At 42.0% G+C, this 16,446-nt stretch carries 13 protein-coding genes and 1 other annotated feature; of the genes, 7 read left to right on the forward strand and 6 right to left on the reverse strand.

Annotated features, from left to right (window positions below):
* Positions 1-10: 10 nt before the first annotated feature.
* Positions 11-2,653, reverse strand: coding sequence for a valine--tRNA ligase (locus CEF16_RS09645; protein ID WP_091586846.1), 2,643 nt, complete (start codon positions 2,651-2,653; stop codon positions 11-13).
* A 155-nt stretch (positions 2,654-2,808) separates the two neighbouring features.
* Positions 2,809-3,043: a binding site (T-box leader), on the reverse strand.
* A 187-nt stretch (positions 3,044-3,230) separates the two neighbouring features.
* Between CEF16_RS09645 and CEF16_RS09650 the strand changes: the two genes are divergently transcribed.
* Together CEF16_RS09650 and CEF16_RS09655 are read left to right on the forward strand one after the other, a co-directional pair.
* Entirely contained in the window at positions 3,231-4,205 is a 975-nt protein-coding gene (locus CEF16_RS09650; RefSeq protein ID WP_091586847.1) for a cation diffusion facilitator family transporter, read from the forward strand.
* Between the two features lie 99 nt (positions 4,206-4,304).
* Entirely contained in the window at positions 4,305-5,393 is a 1,089-nt protein-coding gene (locus tag CEF16_RS09655; protein ID WP_091586848.1) for a PRK06851 family protein, read from the forward strand.
* A 48-nt stretch (positions 5,394-5,441) separates the two neighbouring features.
* Here the strand turns inward: CEF16_RS09655 and CEF16_RS09660 are convergent, their stop codons facing one another.
* Positions 5,442-5,786, reverse strand: a complete 345-nt coding sequence (locus CEF16_RS09660; RefSeq protein ID WP_091586849.1) for a hypothetical protein — start codon at positions 5,784-5,786, stop codon at positions 5,442-5,444.
* 26 nt (positions 5,787-5,812) lie between these two features.
* Positions 5,813-8,251: a hypothetical protein gene (locus tag CEF16_RS24060; protein WP_211295849.1), complete on the reverse strand. Its 2,439-nt coding sequence runs from the start codon at positions 8,249-8,251 to the stop codon at positions 5,813-5,815.
* Between the two features lie 472 nt (positions 8,252-8,723).
* Here CEF16_RS24060 and CEF16_RS09670 point away from each other — a divergent pair, with 472 nt between their 5' ends.
* Positions 8,724-9,692 (forward strand): MBL fold metallo-hydrolase, encoded by a 969-nt coding sequence (locus CEF16_RS09670; protein ID WP_091587809.1) that lies wholly within the window; start codon positions 8,724-8,726, stop codon positions 9,690-9,692.
* Positions 9,693-9,809: 117 nt separating this feature from the next.
* Complete coding sequence (locus CEF16_RS09675) at positions 9,810-11,363, forward strand: BCCT family transporter (RefSeq protein ID WP_091587810.1); 1,554 nt, start codon at positions 9,810-9,812, stop codon at positions 11,361-11,363.
* Between the two features lie 162 nt (positions 11,364-11,525).
* Here the strand turns inward: CEF16_RS09675 and CEF16_RS09680 are convergent, their stop codons facing one another.
* Entirely contained in the window at positions 11,526-12,191 is a 666-nt protein-coding gene (locus tag CEF16_RS09680) for a TraR/DksA C4-type zinc finger protein (protein ID WP_091587812.1), read from the reverse strand.
* A gap of 161 nt (positions 12,192-12,352) precedes the next feature.
* Here CEF16_RS09680 and CEF16_RS09685 point away from each other — a divergent pair, with 161 nt between their 5' ends.
* Together CEF16_RS09685 and CEF16_RS09690 are read left to right on the forward strand one after the other, a co-directional pair.
* Positions 12,353-12,502 carry a YfhE family protein gene (locus CEF16_RS09685; RefSeq protein WP_091587814.1) on the forward strand — a complete coding sequence of 50 codons (150 nt, stop codon included), beginning with the start codon at positions 12,353-12,355 and terminating at the stop codon, positions 12,500-12,502.
* A 307-nt stretch (positions 12,503-12,809) separates the two neighbouring features.
* Positions 12,810-13,991, forward strand: coding sequence for an MFS transporter (locus CEF16_RS09690; RefSeq protein WP_245917822.1), 1,182 nt, complete (start codon positions 12,810-12,812; stop codon positions 13,989-13,991).
* A gap of 49 nt (positions 13,992-14,040) precedes the next feature.
* Here the strand turns inward: CEF16_RS09690 and CEF16_RS09695 are convergent, their stop codons facing one another.
* A complete protein-coding gene (locus CEF16_RS09695) occupies positions 14,041-14,259 on the reverse strand; it encodes a hypothetical protein (protein WP_091587816.1) in 219 nt (72 codons plus the stop codon).
* A 128-nt stretch (positions 14,260-14,387) separates the two neighbouring features.
* On the opposite strand from CEF16_RS09695, the gene CEF16_RS09700 reads away from it, so the two are divergent.
* Entirely contained in the window at positions 14,388-14,699 is a 312-nt protein-coding gene (locus CEF16_RS09700) for a DUF3243 domain-containing protein (RefSeq protein ID WP_091587817.1), read from the forward strand.
* Between the two features lie 161 nt (positions 14,700-14,860).
* Here CEF16_RS09700 and CEF16_RS09705 read toward each other — a convergent pair whose 3' ends face one another.
* Positions 14,861-16,426 carry a SagB family peptide dehydrogenase gene (locus CEF16_RS09705; RefSeq protein WP_091587819.1) on the reverse strand — a complete coding sequence of 522 codons (1,566 nt, stop codon included), beginning with the start codon at positions 16,424-16,426 and terminating at the stop codon, positions 14,861-14,863.
* Positions 16,427-16,446 lie beyond the last annotated feature (20 nt).

A 16,446-nucleotide genomic window follows, 5' to 3' on the forward strand; every position in this document is an offset into this window, starting at 1 on the left:
ATTTCCCTTCTTATGCTTTTAATTCTTGGATACGAGCTGTTACTTTTTCCCGTTTTTCGAGATAATCCTTTTCTTTTTGTTTCTCTTCATCTACAACATGGGCAGGAGCTTTTTTGACGAAGCCTTCGTTTGCAAGTTTTTTCTGAACGCGTTCCACTTCTTTATCAAGCTTTTCTTGTTCTTTTTGAAGCCGTGCAATTTCTTCATCTAGGTCAATTAAGCCAGCAAGCGGCATATAAAGCGTTGCACCAGTAAGCACTTGTGAAACTGATTTTTCAGGCGCATCAAGATCCGTTTTTACTGTGAGATTTTCTGGGTTACAGAAACGCTCTAGATAATCACGGCCGCGCTCTAGCTGAGCGAGCACACTTTGATGTGCAGCATTTATTTGCAAATCAATCGGTTTGCTTGGCGCTACATTCATTTCGGCGCGTGTATTTCGTACCGAACGGATAACACTTTTTAAAAGTTCCATATCTTTAACAGCATCGTTATCAATATACGCTTCGTTTGCTTTTGGCCAGGCAGCTGTTGTAATTGATTCTCCGCTGTGCGGTAGATGCTGCCAGATTTCTTCAGTAATAAACGGCATAATCGGATGCAGCAAACGCATCGTGTGATCGAGCACGTACGCTAGAACTGAACGTGTTGTCTGTTTTGCATCTTCATCTTCACCATAAAGCGGCAGCTTTGCCATTTCAATATACCAATCACAGACGTCATCCCAGATAAAGTTATACAGAAGCCGTCCCACTTCACCAAATTCGTAGCTGTCCATTAAACGGGTGACATCTTGAATCGTTTCCTGCAGGCGCGTTAAAATCCAGCGGTCTGCAATTGTTTTTTCTCCATCTAGATTGATTTCCTCATAGGTAAGACCATCCATGTTCATAAGGGCAAAACGGGATGCATTCCAAATTTTATTGGCAAAGTTCCAGTTTGCTTCGACTTTTTCCCAGTGGAAACGCAAGTCATTTCCCGGCGTTGTACCTGTTGCGAGGAAAAAGCGCAGTGCATCTGCTCCGTATTTTTCAATAACATCCATCGGATCGACACCATTTCCAAGCGATTTACTCATTTTCCGGCCTTCTGCATCTCGAACAAGTCCGTGAATCAATACATCGTTAAACGGACGCTTTCCTGTAAATTCAAGACCCTGGAAAATCATGCGGGACACCCAGAAAAAGATAATGTCATAGCCGGTTACAAGTACATTTGTCGGATAGAATCTCTGAAAATCAGAAGAATTCGTATCCGGCCATCCCATGGTAGAGAACGGCCATAAAGCTGAGCTGAACCAAGTATCTAATACATCTTCATCCTGCTCCCAGTTTTCTGCGTCATTTGGAGTATCGTGCCCGACATAAATTTCACCTGTTTCTTTATGGTACCAGGCCGGTACACGGTGTCCCCACCAAAGCTGACGGGAAATACACCAGTCACGGATATTTTCAAGCCAGTGCAAATACGTTTTTTCAAAACGATCCGGTACAAAGTTTACTTTTCCTTCTTGCTTTTGCAATGCAATCGCTTGCTCGGCTAATGGTTTCATTTTCACAAACCATTGCGTGGAAAGATAAGGCTCCACGACGGCGCCGCTTCGCTCAGAGTGGCCGACAGAGTGCATATGTTCTTCAATATGAAAGAGAACACCTTCTTCCTGAAGATCTTTTACGAGTTGTTTACGGCATTCAAATCGCTCCATACCTTGATACTTTTCGGCGTTTTCATTCATTTTTCCGCCTTCATCCATCACAAGTACGCGTTCAAGCTCATGGCGATTGCCCATTTCAAAGTCGTTCGGATCATGAGCCGGCGTAATTTTAACTGCTCCAGAACCAAATTCCATGTCGACATAATCATCAGCAATGATCTCTATTTCACGTCCGATGATCGGAAGTACTGCTTTTTTTCCAATGAGATGCTGATAACGTTCATCATCAGGGTGAACCGCAACCGCCGTATCCCCTAACATCGTTTCTGGACGAGTTGTGGCTACTTCAATATGTCCGGAACCGTCTTTTAGCGGATATTTCATATGATAAAAATGGCCTTGTACGTCTTTGTATTCTACTTCAATGTCAGAGAGAGCTGTCTGCGTTGCCGGATCCCAGTTAATGATATATTCACCCCGGTAAATCAAGCCTTTATTGTAAAGGGTGACAAATACTTCTCGCACAGCTTTAGAGAGACCGTCATCCAGGGTGAAACGCTCTCTGGAATAATCGAGAGACAGGCCTAATTTCGCCCATTGCTGACGGATAAAATCAGCATATTCTTCTTTCCATTCCCACGATTTTTCGAGAAACTTTTCACGGCCGAGATCATAGCGGCTCTTACCTTCTTCTTTTAATTTGCCTTCCACCTTTGCCTGTGTTGCAATACCAGCGTGATCCATGCCGGGAAGCCAGAGCATATCATAACCCTGCATCCGCTTTGCTCGGGAAATGATGTCTTGCAGTGTCGTGTCCCATGCATGGCCGAGGTGAAGACGTCCCGTTACGTTTGGGGGCGGGATAACAATCGTATAAGGTTCCTTATCTCCTTTTCCTTCTGCATTAAAAAATTCTCCATCTGTCCAAAACGGATACCATTTGGCTTCGGTATCTTTCGGATCATACTTTGTCGGCATCGCTGTTTCTTGATTTGCCATCGTACACTCTCCTTTTTATATGTTTTTTTGCGGTGATATTTATTCAGCAAGAAATTAGGGATTTTCTTAGGTTTCAGCACTCTTCTCTTCTGATCCAGTACTTCTTCAGATATGGCCAAAGCTTTTTTTTAAATACAAAAAACCTCTCTTCATCTTTAAAGGACGAAGAGAGGATCGCGGTACCACCTTTATTCACGCAGAAATAACACAAAACATACGTTTCTTGCATGCACTTAACTGGATAACGGATCTTCCGTCTTCCCCTACTTCATTCAAGGAAGCTGCTCGAGGGCGACCTTCCTTTCATTTAACCTGAAAAATCTCGCAGCCATGGATTTTTCTCTCTGGACAGGCGGAAATGAAAGTACTCCTCCCTGTTTTCGCTTTTTTTGATATATATAGTCATATTTTATACATCTATCTTTTTTTCGTCAAGGCGGTCCCTCAGCACCCATTATATCCTGAAACTTTCGAGTTAATCTGAAATTGAATTATTTTAATCTGTCGGTCATTGAGCATGGCATCTGATTTTTTGCTCATATTAAAAAGTACTATTATCAATTTGAGGTGAAACTTTATGGCAATTGTTGATTTTTTAAAACGTGGTAATAAATCATCGGGTATTGCAGCCCTAGGAAATACTGGTTTAACAATTACAAAAGGTATTGCTGCTGCGATAAGCGGCAGCGGGGCCATGTTTGCTACGACCATGCATTCGTTAGCAGATGCGACAAACCAGGGATTTGTTTTTTTTGGAAGCGCACTTGCTGAAAAAGAGCCAACGAAACGGTTTCCAGCGGGCTTTGGACGTGTTGTTAACCTATTTGTCTTGGTAGCAGTGATTATCGTTTCTATTATGGCGTATGAAACTATTTTAAAGGGATGGGAAATAATCCAGCAACCTAAAGCTTCTTCTAATTTTTGGATGAACGTCATTGTCTTATCTATAGCTGTTATTATTGATGGTTTGGTTTTGATTAAAGCAATGAAAGAAGTAGTAAGAGAATCACACTCCAGCGCAGAAGGACTTCAAATTGCTCCTGAAGCTTTTAAAAATATACAATATGCAGCTCCTCCGACACGACTTGTATTTTATGAAGACATTATTGCTACTTTTGGTGCTATTTTGGCATTGATCTTTGTGGTGTTAGCTAATTATACAGGATTATATTTCTTAGACGGTGTTGGAACGATGCTGATTGGGCTGCTTCTAATTGTTATTGCTTTAAAACTCGGCTATGATAACACTATCGGTTTAATCGGTGTTGCAGCGCCTAAAAAGGTAACGGACCGAATTGCCGATATCATCTTAAATGATAATGATGTAGAAGATATTAAAGCAATGAGAATCCTTCAAGAAGGAAGACAATACCATGTAGAAAGTTATATTGAATTAACAAAAGGACTTAGTCTTGATGAAGCCGATGATATAAAATTACGTGTTCGTGAATCGATTCTCGAGGATCCTGATATTGATGATGTGACATTAGGGGTAATCGAAACGGACGAGCAGCAGAACTGGACAATAGATGATGAACCTCAAACAGAATGACTCATACTGGCCCAGTAATTTAGTTACTCACCTATAAGCACCGTTTGCATATTTTACAGTAAAGGTAAGAAACGGAAACTGCTTTAGGGAGTGTTTGTAATGGAAAGAGATAAGCACTATTTTGCCGGGGACCACACAGCTAAAGGTTTTTATCCATTGTATTCTACGAATTTTCAAGAATTGGACCTCATTTTGAATTTGACAGGATCATCAAACTTTGTAAAAACTGCTGGGATGAAAAAATTAGCAGAGGAATGGAAAAGTAAAGGGTATGGCGTAGAATGGATTCACTGTTCTTCTAACAATGATTTATTGGATGGAATTATTTTTCCACAATTAAAAATTGGTGTTTATGATAGTACTTGCGGCACAATTGAAAACGAGACTGCATCAACTGAAATTAACGTAAATGAATCGCTTAAAACAGAGGCACTTGAAGAACAGAAAACGTCTATCCTGAACTATCATCAACGAATTAACAGAGCACTTCAATCAGCTCATCAATCGTTTAAAACAGGATTATTCATTCACGATGACCTAGAGGAAATTTATATTAATAATATGGATTTTATGAAAGCTGATAAAGTCGCTAACGAATTAATAAACCATTTATTTAATAACTCATCACATGCAGGCAAAACTTCTCAAATTAAGCATCGATTTTTTGGAGCTTCCACGCCAAATGGAGTTATTGATTATATACCTAACTTGACTGATAATCTGGATAAAAGATACTTTATTAAAGGGCGAGCAGGAACTGGGAAATCAACCTTGCTGAAAAAAATTGCAGCAGCTGCAGAAGATCTTGGCCTAGATGTAGAAATTTACCATTGCGGATTCGATCCAGAAAGTTTAGATATGATCATTGTAAGAGAGCTTAACTTTTGCATTTTTGATAGTACAGATCCTCATGAATATTTTCCCGAAAAAGAAGGAGACGAGATTATTGATCTTTATGAAAAAATCGTCACTTCTGGTACAGACGAAAAATACAAAAGAGAAATAAGTAAATTAACGACAAAGTATAAATCCTATATGAAAAAAGGCGGTACCTTTTTGAAAAAAGCTAAACGAAATAAAGAAGAGTTAGATCAAATTTATATGGATGCAATGGATAGTTCAATCACCGAAGAAATTTTTTATACAATGAACGAGAATGTGCAGCAGCAGGCAAGCGTACTAGACTAAAAATGTTGACGCCAAAAGAGATCAAACCTTTTGGCGTCATAGAATTAGTTATTTAATTCCTATCTCTGCATTAATGAATCCTCTATTTTTAGAAGAAACAGAAAGTCCTTTTCCTCCACTAAATTGAGTAGCTTCAAAAACTACTTTTCTGCTGACATTGGACACATCGATTTTATACACTTTATCTTCTCCATACTTTAAAATATCTGATTTTATTAGCTTATCGTTTAAATAAATGGGTAATGATTCTTTTTCTGCTGAGTCTTTGTCATAAGCCTTCATCGCAAGTTTGCGGGCTTTTTGGGCAGCTGTGTTGTTTTTTATTTTAACGTATAATTCATTTTTACCGTTTCGAACCGGTATCGAGCAGCGAGATACATTCTTTTTTGCCATACGATCTCCTCCATTTATTTAAAAATTTAGTCTTTTTTCTGAGAATTAATAGCATCCATTATAGCTTTACGTTTAACATCTTCGTCTTGTGACATTACATTTAGTGTATTTGTTAGCTTTGAGATGAGAGCGTCGGTATTTGTTCCATTTTCGCCGCCTTGGAGAGCTTCTAACATAACGAGCGTAGCTATTGCCATAGCTATCGGTTGAGTCCCTCCGTCGTAAACATTAACAAGAGTGTTGTCTCCTGTTGTCAGCGTGTTTCCGCCTGCATCTGCGGTAATAGTGTTATTGTCAAAACTAGTAGAGGATTCGGATTCGGACTCTGAGTCTGCCTCGGCCTCCGCTTCTGCTTCTGCCTCTGCTTCTGCTTCTGCCTCTGCTTCCGCTTCCGCTTCTGCTTCTGCCTCCGCTTCTGCCTCTGCTTCCGCCTCTGCCTCCGCTTCTGCCTCTGCTTCCGCTTCTGCCTCTGCCTCTGCCTCCGCTTCTGCCTCCGCTTCTGCCTCTGCTTCCGCTTCCGCCTCTGCTTCCGCTTCTGCTTCCGCTTCCGCCTCTGCTTCTGCCTCCGCTTCTGCTTCTGCTTCTGCCTCTGCTTCTGCTTCCGCCTCTGCTTCTGCCTCCGCTTCTGCTTCCGCTTCCGCCTCCGCTTCTGCTTCCGCTTCCGCCTCTGCTTCTGCCTCCGCTTCTGCTTCTGCCTCTGCCTCTGCTTCCGCCTCTGCTTCTGCTTCCGCTTCTGCTTCTGCTTCCGCCTCGGCCTCTGCTTCTGCCTCGGCCTCTGCTTCCGCCTCGGCCTCTGCTTCTGCCTCTGCTTCCGCTTCCGCCTCTGCTTCCGCTTCTGCTTCCGCTTCTGCTTCTGCTTCCGCTTCTGCCTCCGCTTCTGCCTCTGCCTCTGCTTCCGCCTCGGCCTCTGCTTCTGCCTCTGCTTCCGCTTCTGCTTCCGCTTCTGCTTCCGCTTCTGCTTCTGCTTCTGCCTCCGCTTCTGCCTCTGCCTCTGCTTCCGCCTCGGCCTCTGCTTCTGCCTCTGCTTCCGCTTCCGCTTCTGCTTCCGCTTCTGCTTCTGCTTCCGCTTCTGCCTCCGCTTCTGCCTCTGCCTCTGCTTCCGCCTCGGCCTCTGCTTCTGCCTCCGCTTCTGCTTCCGCTTCTGCTTCTGCTTCTGCTTCCGCTTCTGCTTCTGCTTCTGCCTCCGCTTCTGCCTCTGCCTCTGCTTCCGCCTCGGCCTCTGCTTCTGCTTCTGCTTCTGCCTCTGCTTCCGCTTCTGCTTCTGCTTCCGCTTCTGCTTCTGCTTCTGCTTCTGCCTCCGCTTCTGCCTCTGCCTCTGCTTCCGCCTCGGCCTCTGCTTCTGCTTCGGCCTCTGCTTCTGCTTCCGCTTCTGCTTCTGCCTCTGCCTCCGCTTCTGCCTCTGCTTCTGCTTCTGCCTCTGCTTCTGCCTCCGCTTCTGCCTCTGCTTCCGCTTCTGCCTCCGCTTCTGCTTCGGCCTCGGCTTCTGCCTCTGCTTCCGCCTCTGCTTCCGCCTCTGCTTCTGCCTCCGCTTCTGCTTCTGCCTCTGCTTCTGCCTCCGCTTCTGATTCAGACTCTGCTTCGGCCTCCGCTTCTGCCTCTGCTTCCGCTTCTGCCTCCGCTTCTGCTTCTGCCTCGGCTTCTGCCTCTGCTTCCGCCTCTGCTTCCGCCTCTGCTTCCGCCTCTGCTTCGGCCTCCGCTTCTGCTTCTGCCTCTGCTTCTGCCTCCGCTTCTGCTTCTGCCTCTGCCTCTGCTTCGGCCTCTGCTTCGGCCTCCGCTTCTGCTTCTGCTTCGGCCTCTGCTTCTGCCTCCGCTTCTGCCTCTGCTTCCGCCTCTGCCTCTGCCTCTGCTTCGGCTTCCGCCTCTGCCTCTGCCTCTGCTTCGGCCTCTGCTTCTGCTTCTGCCTCGGCCTCCGCTTCCGATTCAGACTCTGCGCACGCTACTGATTCAGACTCTGCTTCGGCCTCGGCTTCCGCTTCTGATTCAGACTCTGCTTCGGCTTCCGATTCAGACTCTGCTTCGGCCTCCGCCTCGGCTTCCGCTTCTGATTCAGACTCTGCTTCGGCTTCCGCTTCCGATTCAGACTCTGCTTCGGCCTCCGCCTCGGCTTCCGCTTCCGATTCAGACTCTGCTTCGGCCTCCGCCTCGGCTTCCGCTTCTGATTCAGACTCTGCTTCGGCCTCCGCCTCGGCTTCCGCTTCTGATTCAGACTCTGCTTCGGCCTCCGCCTCGGCTTCCGCTTCCGATTCAGACTCTGCTTCGGCCTCCGCCTCGGCTTCCGCTTCTGATTCAGACTCTGCTTCGGCCTCCGCCTCGGCTTCTGCATTTGCTTCAATGTTTAGTAAACCGGAATAATCACCTCCAGTTTCTAAATAATTTATAAGATTTTCTAATTCTTCTATTTTTGAAAGCAATTTATCTTTTCTCAATCTTAATCTATTAAGCCTAGAATTACTGTTTTCTGCCATATAGATTCTCTCCCATTCTTAATTGTAAATTAGCCTTAAGTTAAAAGGTTTTCAATATTACGGGAAATAAATTTTTTGAGTTTTAAAAAGTAATATTTTGAATAAAAAAATAAATGCGTTACAAATAAATTTGTCTATTAAAAGACAATTTTGTATTTTTGTTTACCTTTTATTTGACTTAGATTCTTCTACTGCAATTTTTCTTTTTAATTTATTTAATTGCTTTAGCAACCTTTCCCGTTTTCTTTTCGCTATTTTTAGCCTATTATCACTCACTCTAGTCCCTCCTTTTTGCTCGAGGTATTTTCATTATAGTAAAATCCGCACAATTTGTTGTGGGGACGTATCTCTTACAATTAGCGGAAATTCCTCTAATATCAAATAAAGAAGTTAAATAAAACGGCTTTCCATGAGATGAGTCTATTATTCAAAAATTTGCTAAAATTAGTTTTAATAGAACCAAAAGAAAGTAGTGATAAAATTGAAATATGGCAGCAGTGCGGTATATCCCATCAAAGTGCCTGTTGAAAATAGTCTAAAAAGTTTCAATTTCTTTTTATATCAAAACGAAGATTCTCTTACGTTAATCGATACTGGTATGGACAATGAAACGTGTTGGAATGGATTGCTAGAGACGTTAAGTAAAAATAAATTTTCACTCTATGATATTGATCAAATTATGTTAACCCATCACCATATGGACCATATCGGTTTAGTCAATAGAATAACTTCCAAACACTATGTTCCTGTTTATGCTCATGAACGATCTCTTCTTCGTTTAAAAAGAGACGAAAGCTTTTTGAAGAGAAGAATAGATTTTTTTGAATTGTTATACCAAGAGGCAGGATGCGGGGAACGGGGGCAAAAACAAATTTCTTATTTAAAAAAAGCTCTTCATAACAATAAAAATCAAACGATTCAAACAGACATTCGCCCTTTTCTTTCAGCTTTCTGTGATTTCAAGATCATAGAAATGCCAGGTCATGCTGACGACCAAGTTGCTTTTTACGCTGAAAACGAAAAATGGCTTTTTGCTGGCGATCTCCTGATTAACCATATATCCAGCAATGCCCTTATCGAACCTGATATAAATGGGAGGCGATCAACTCCTTTGCTGGATCATATAGAATCGTTAAAAAAAGCAGTCTTATTAGAAGCAGAGCTTGTCTTCCCAGGCCATGGTATCATTATAAAAGACCATCAGATATTAATAAAAAAACGATTAGAAGCGATAGAGAATAAAGCGAACAAACTTTATCACCTGATTGCCAAAGGAATTACAAGGGCAAATGACTTGGCGAAAACCTTTTACAAAAAGAAATATGATCAGCAGTTTGCCCTTGTTATGTCAGAAATCATTGGCCATTTAGATTACTTAGAATCGGCTGAACGTATCAAAAAAGAACGGGTAAATGGTGTTTGGGAGTTTTCTTTAGTTTAAACATTACATCCAACATAATCCAGAAAACACCTCATCCCCAGTACATATTTTCTTTCGGACGCCTTACATAAATACATCTCCTTCTTCAGACACTAACGTAAAAAGGGGGCGTATCGAATGGACAAAGTAACCAGGGTCTTTTGGGTTTCCATCATACTAGCTGTTATTTTTGTTCTATGGGGTGTTTTTTTACCCAATAACCTTGAGAATGTTATGAATGCTGCACTTACTTTTTTCATGGAAAATTTCGGATGGTTTTATCAGATTGCAGCTACTTTCTTCTTGCTGTTTGCCTTATATTTAATATTCAGCCGGTACGGAAAAATTAAACTTGGAAAAGATGAAGACAAGCCGGAATTCAAACGTTCTACTTGGATTGCAATGTTGTTTAGCGCAGGGATGGGGATAGGGTTATTATTTTTTGGAGTATCCGAACCGATTTCCCACTTTGCTAATCCTCCCTTGTTAGAAGGGGGCGGTACTGATGATGCGGCGGTTTTAAGTCTCCGTTACACTTATCTTCACTGGGGTTTTCATGCTTGGGCTATTTACGCCACTATCGCCCTTGGTTTAGCTTATTTTAAATTTCGGAAAGGATACCCTGGTTTAATTAGCGCGACGCTTCGCCCATTGCTCGGAGATAAAGTTAAAGGAAAAACCGGTGAGGTTATTGATGTTGTTGCGATTTTTGCCACCGTTTTTGGAGTATGTGCTTCCCTTGGTTTAGGAGCAGCTCAGATTAACGGAGGTCTCAGTTATTTAACTGGCATACCTAATACCTTTTCTATTCAATTTCTCATCATAGCTATTGTTACCATCCTGTTTATGTTTAGTGCTGGGACAGGAATTAAAAAGGGAATTAAATACTTGAGCAACGCCAATATGGGGCTGGCTGTTATTCTTTTTGTACTCTTTTTTGTACTTGGACCTACCGTATTCTTATTAAATTTGTTTACGACTACGTTTGGTTCTTATCTGCAAAACTTGCCGCAGATGGGTCTTCGTTTAGCACCGTTTAATTCCGAAGATGCCGCTTGGTTTCAAAGCTGGACCATTTTTTACTGGGCATGGTGGATTTCCTGGGCTCCATTTGTAGGTACCTTTATTGCCAGAGTTTCAAAAGGAAGAACAGTCAGAGAATTTATGATTGCAGTATTAATTGTTCCAACTGTCGTTTGTTCCATCTGGTTTTGTGTGTTCGGCGGAACGGGCATCTTTTTTGAGTACAATTTGGGCCTTCCTGTATCGGAACAAGGTTTAGAGACGGCCCTGTTCTATGTATTTGAACAAATGCCTTTAAGTTGGCTATTATCAATTATCACCTTATTTCTTATCAGTACATTTTTTATTACATCGGCAGATTCCGCTACTTATGTATTAGGCATGCAAACCACTAAAAAAGGAATAGAACCTCCAAATATGGTGAAATTCAGCTGGGGAATTATTCTTGCTGCAGCTGCTGTCGTTTTAATGGCATCAGGGGGACTAGAAGCGATCCAAACAACCATTATTGTTAGTGCCTTCCCCCTTGCCATTGTGCTAGCAGCAGTGTCCTTTTCTATTATAAAAGCATTTCGAACAGAGCCAAGACCGGACCCTCGAAAAGAACGATGGAAACGGAAGAAGAAAAAAAGAGACGAAAATATTAATGAACAAGTAAACCCGACTTAAAGCAAAAAACATGGACGCACTGGCTGTGACAGCATACAGCCAGTGTTTGTTTATATACTATGGTGAATGTGCCGCCGCTGCAGATTGTGGAATTTTTGCATTTAGAGCAACTGCACCTCTCTTGGCCTTTTAGGCTCAGCAATACACCCAGCAGTAAAATGTTTAATCTTCAGAGGTCTGTCTATCAAAAGAATTTCTGTTACCCTCTCCGTATTCTTTCTGATCAGATGTTTGTCCGGTATCATATCCTTCTAAATCTGCCACCGGCGTATCTTTAGGAGCTTTTGAATTTCCTTTAGCATTGTTGTAGCCTGCAGCTTCTAAGTTATCCGACGGAGATTGGGAAGTCCCATGATCGCTCGCTGTTTCCCATGCATCCTCTCTGTCAAAGATAATTTCTTCTTTATTGTCAATAACAGATGATTGAATAACGTCTTCTTCAACCGCTCTATTATTCAAGGGCTTTTCTTTATCAGCATGTTTTACACATCTTCTTGTTTCTGGCACAATTTCTAAACGCTCGATGGGAATTACTTCTCCGCACACCTCACATCTTCCATAAGTACCTTCTTCCATCGCTTTCAATGCTTCTTCTACATCCTCTAACTGCTGCCTGGAATTATTATTAAAAGCAATATCCTTCTCTCTTTCAAACATTTCCGTAGCCTCATCTCCGGGATGATTACTATTATTAGATAATTCTCCTGTTCCTTCGGGTCTGGCAGATGGTTCTGTTTCATTTGTTCCGCCAGGCAATTGGTCCTGAATTTCTTCTTTTCTTTTTAACAATTTATTTTTTTGCTTATTTTTCTGCGCCGTTGTAAGCATTATGATCCCTCCATTAAATTTCTTTTTCAACCCTCAGAATCCGTTATTATGCTAATTCACAATAATACTTTGTATTAAACATATATGGACAATCCCAAACGTTTAATTGTCCGTTCCGGTGGGAAAAATACAATCAACATCTTAAAGGAAGGAGAATTTGAATGGACGAAAAAAAACCACCACACAAGCAGATGACAGATAAAAACAATGGCTTAAGCAGTACACAGGAAGTTATTTACCCTGGTGACTATAAAGAGGCAGATGAAGCTTACCAAGACGAAGCGCAAGAGACAAATGAGAAAAACGATTAATATATTTACCATCCCCTGCTATCGAAAGTGTCCCTAAAAATGTTTTTCATTAGGGACACTTTTTGTACTTTAGGAATGATGTTAAAGAATCAAAGTATATCGCCATTTGTGGCGGTAAGCCAAGTTTTTCTAATACTGTTATTGGTAAACAGTATCAGCTTCCATTATATCAAGCCGATTTTTTCTAAGAGGATAACATCGATTTTTATTGTTTTATCTTATACACTTATATTTGTTAGAAAAACTCGGCTTGCCGAAACAGTCATGCGACTGTTTTCTACATATAATATTGAACGGAGTGAACACTTTGCATACAAAAAAAGCACTGCCGATTTTATTTTCCGTTATGTTTCTTGTTATGGTGGGATTTGGAATTATTATTCCTGTTCTGCCCTTTTATGCCGAAGAGCTCGGTGCCTCACCTGCCCAATTAGGATTATTAATGGCTGTCTATTCTTTCATGCAGCTTATGTTTGCGCCGATGTGGGGCCGGGTTTCTGATCGAATCGGCCGCAAGCCTGTCATGATGCTTGGCATTTTTGGCCTGGCTTTTTCATTTTTTTTCATGGGTGCAGCTACAGAGCTGTGGATGCTTTTTGCTGCCAGGATAATCGGAGGCTTTCTTTCATCGGCTAATATGCCGACTGTCATGGCTTATGCTGCCGATATTACGAGCGAAGAAGACCGTGGTAAAGGCATGGGGATCATTGGAGCTGCTGTTGGTCTCGGGTTTGTTTTCGGTCCAGCTATCGGCGGTATTTTTTCAGAAATGAACTTAGCACTGCCTTTTTTCTTAGCTGGAGCTTCCTCTCTCCTTACATTTTTTCTCGTACTGTTCATCCTAAAAGAATCGTTAGGCAGTGAAGAAAAAAGGGTGCAGGAGGAAAAAACATCATTTCGAAAAGCTTGGAACAGCCCCATCTCAATCTTATATTTATTACAATTATTTGTTTCTTTATCTCTGTCCGGTTTAGAAGCAACTTTTGCTTATTTTGCTGCTGAAAAAGCAGGATTGGGAACGGTCGAATTAGGTTACATATTTATGATCATGGGTTTTTGCGGAGCAATTGTACAAGGAGGATTGGTTGGGAAGCTGACGAAAAAATTTGGAGAAGGGTTTGTCATCCAAATTGGTATCGTTACTTCTGCTCTAGGATTTGCGCTTATTTTGCTTGTAAATAATTTTGCAACAGCTGCCGTCTTTTTAAGTATTTTTGGGATTGGAAATGGTGTTATCCGTCCAAGTGTTTCTGCATTAATTACAAAAACAGCAACAACAGGATATGGAAAAGCAACAGGTTTTTTATCATCATTCGATTCACTTGGAAGAATTATCGGTCCTCCCTTAGGAGGCTGGCTCTTTTCTATTTCCATTGGTTTGCCGTACATTTCAGGTATTCTTTTGTCTTTTGCTGCTTTTCTTTTATACTACGTTTATAAAACTCAATCCAAAAAATTACCTGTCTCCGCTTCCTCTGCGGAAGGATAAAATGAAAAATAAAAGCCCCCACTTATTCATACAGGTGGGGGTGTATCTATTAACTCTGATTTTGATCCGGATACGTTTGCATCGCATTCGCGTTTGCTCCAGCTCCATTATCTGCCTCTGTTAATTCCTTCAATGAACTAATATTACTCTCAAGCCTCTGCACTTCCGTCTTAAGTTCTTCCGGTGAATTAACGATTTCCCTTATTCTTTTTCCGGATTCCTCAATCTCATCACTCATTCGTGATACAAGAGACACATCGAATTTCATAATAACTCCTCCTCAAGAAGTATTTTTAATAGGATGACCTTTACAGCCCCTCTTTATTACGTATGATGTTTAACATTGCGAAAAGAAAGGTAATCCTCTACTAAATAATTGGAAGGAGGAGAATAAATATGGTAAACATGAATAGACCGGAAGAAAAAGTAAAAGAATTAAGTGAAGAAAAAAAAGATGACATTATGAAAAGTTTCACAGCGTTTCGTGATTTTTTAGGAGATAAAATAGAGACCGGTGAAAAACTGGGCATGGGCGAAGATGCCCTTACTAAAAATGCTAAACGGATCGCCGATTATTTAGCGAAACATGAAGAACCTCGAAACCGTGAAGAGCAGCTGCTAAATGAGATGTGGAACGTTGCTAATAAAGATGAACGGGACCACTTAGCTCATCTTTTAGTTAAACTTGCAGATAGAACTAATGATTGATGGAAGGAGCTGTCTCAAAAGTCTTTTGAGACAGCCCCTGCTCTTCCTATGTTAAGCTGACATGACACACCATATTTACTTTCAACCCAGGCAAAATTTTTACTAATAACCGAAATGCTTATCGACACACCTTAAATTGTACGAGGACTGCAAATGCACCATTAATGAAATAAACTTCCCCTCAACCATGACCGCGGCCGATAAGGACCAATCGGAATTTGAATAAGAGTTGTTTTTTCCTGTTTATCAAGCTTGTAAATCTCATCACACATGCCCGCATCAAATCCGAGAATAGGGTGTCCGCCCATTCCTATGGCTGCAGCTGTTAACAGCAATCGCTGTACGAGCATACCTGCTTCCATTTGCTGGATACGGTATCCTCTGTATCCGAGTTCATTTATTAAATGATCTCTGTCTCCAGCAATATGCAAGCACAGCGGAACTTGAAATAGATTAACATTGTCAAGCGACATTCCATACTGCAAGCTGTGCCGATGATCTCCAGGATTAACCTGGCATAGCAAATGACTGGCGCTGTCATAATAATAAGCACCATCTGGGATACCGTTAACATTATAAAAACATCCATACAACGAGACACGGGATCCCTCCTTCGCAGGAGTTCCATCCATATCATTTTGATAGGTGAAGGAAGCTGCCGCTTCTTGCAGCAGAAGAGCGAGCTGTAATTGGCTTACTTTTTCCAAAACAAAATCCATATTAGGTGAATACCGCTTACGGCAAGCCGACGCCAAATCATACGGCAATCGTTCTGTCTGAGGCAGCGTTATCACTTGGCCCTCAACACTTCTTCTCTCTTTCGCCGTAACTTCTAAAAACGAGCTAGAAGTTTCCAGCATGGATGATCTATTTATCTTCGTTAACATCGGATGTTCTTTAACCCTTTGGGAGCGGACGTAGTGATCAAACGTCTTTTCTTTCCATTGCCGGCAAAGTTCTTTAGAAGTGATGTCCTTTTCATTCGTAAACCGGCTGATAGGATTTATCGATAGCGGGATAATTGCATACACGCTTTCCTCCTGTTCAGACAATCCAAGAAGATGGTTAAGAGCGCGATCGAGAAATTGAAAATACACCTGTGAGGCGAATCCAAACCGTTTTGCTACTTCGAGCAGCTGTCCAATCAGTACCCCAGCATCAAGCCCTTGGAGCCGGTAGGCAAAGTTATTGTATTTAAAGAAATTTTTCCAAAACAGAGTAGACACAAACACCGTACCAAAACAGGCAGATACGTCACATCGACTGCCAAGCGCCTTTGATATATAGGAATCAAAATTGCCTTTTCTTAACAAGACCAGACGGTGGTGCGCCACATCATAATGGTACACCCCCGCTGGCAAATCTTCTATTTTCAAATAGACATATAATTCATTTGGATACAAGCCGCCGCCAGAAGGAACAAAGCGCCGGTACGACTGGATCAGATCCGCTGTTTGTTCAGCGGAATCCAAACTTGACACGGACTGGCTCATTTCAGTAAGACCAAACACATACCAAAGAAAATCACCAATATGGCGATAAACAGGGTTCATCGGAGTTTTTTGTTCCTCAAGGACTAAGGGTACTTCAAGAGAAAACGGAACACTAGGCAAGCCTCGATAGAGTTTATAAGCAAGCGGAGCATCCTCCCAATCCACTTCCCAATCCGGCGGGCTTACCTTGTTAATGTCAAAATGCAGATTGTGCAGAAATGTCTTCAGATTCATCCTCCTGCCTCCTAGTCCCT

The organism is Alteribacillus bidgolensis (assembly GCF_002886255.1).
Lineage (GTDB): Bacteria > Bacillota > Bacilli > Bacillales > Marinococcaceae > Alteribacillus > Alteribacillus bidgolensis.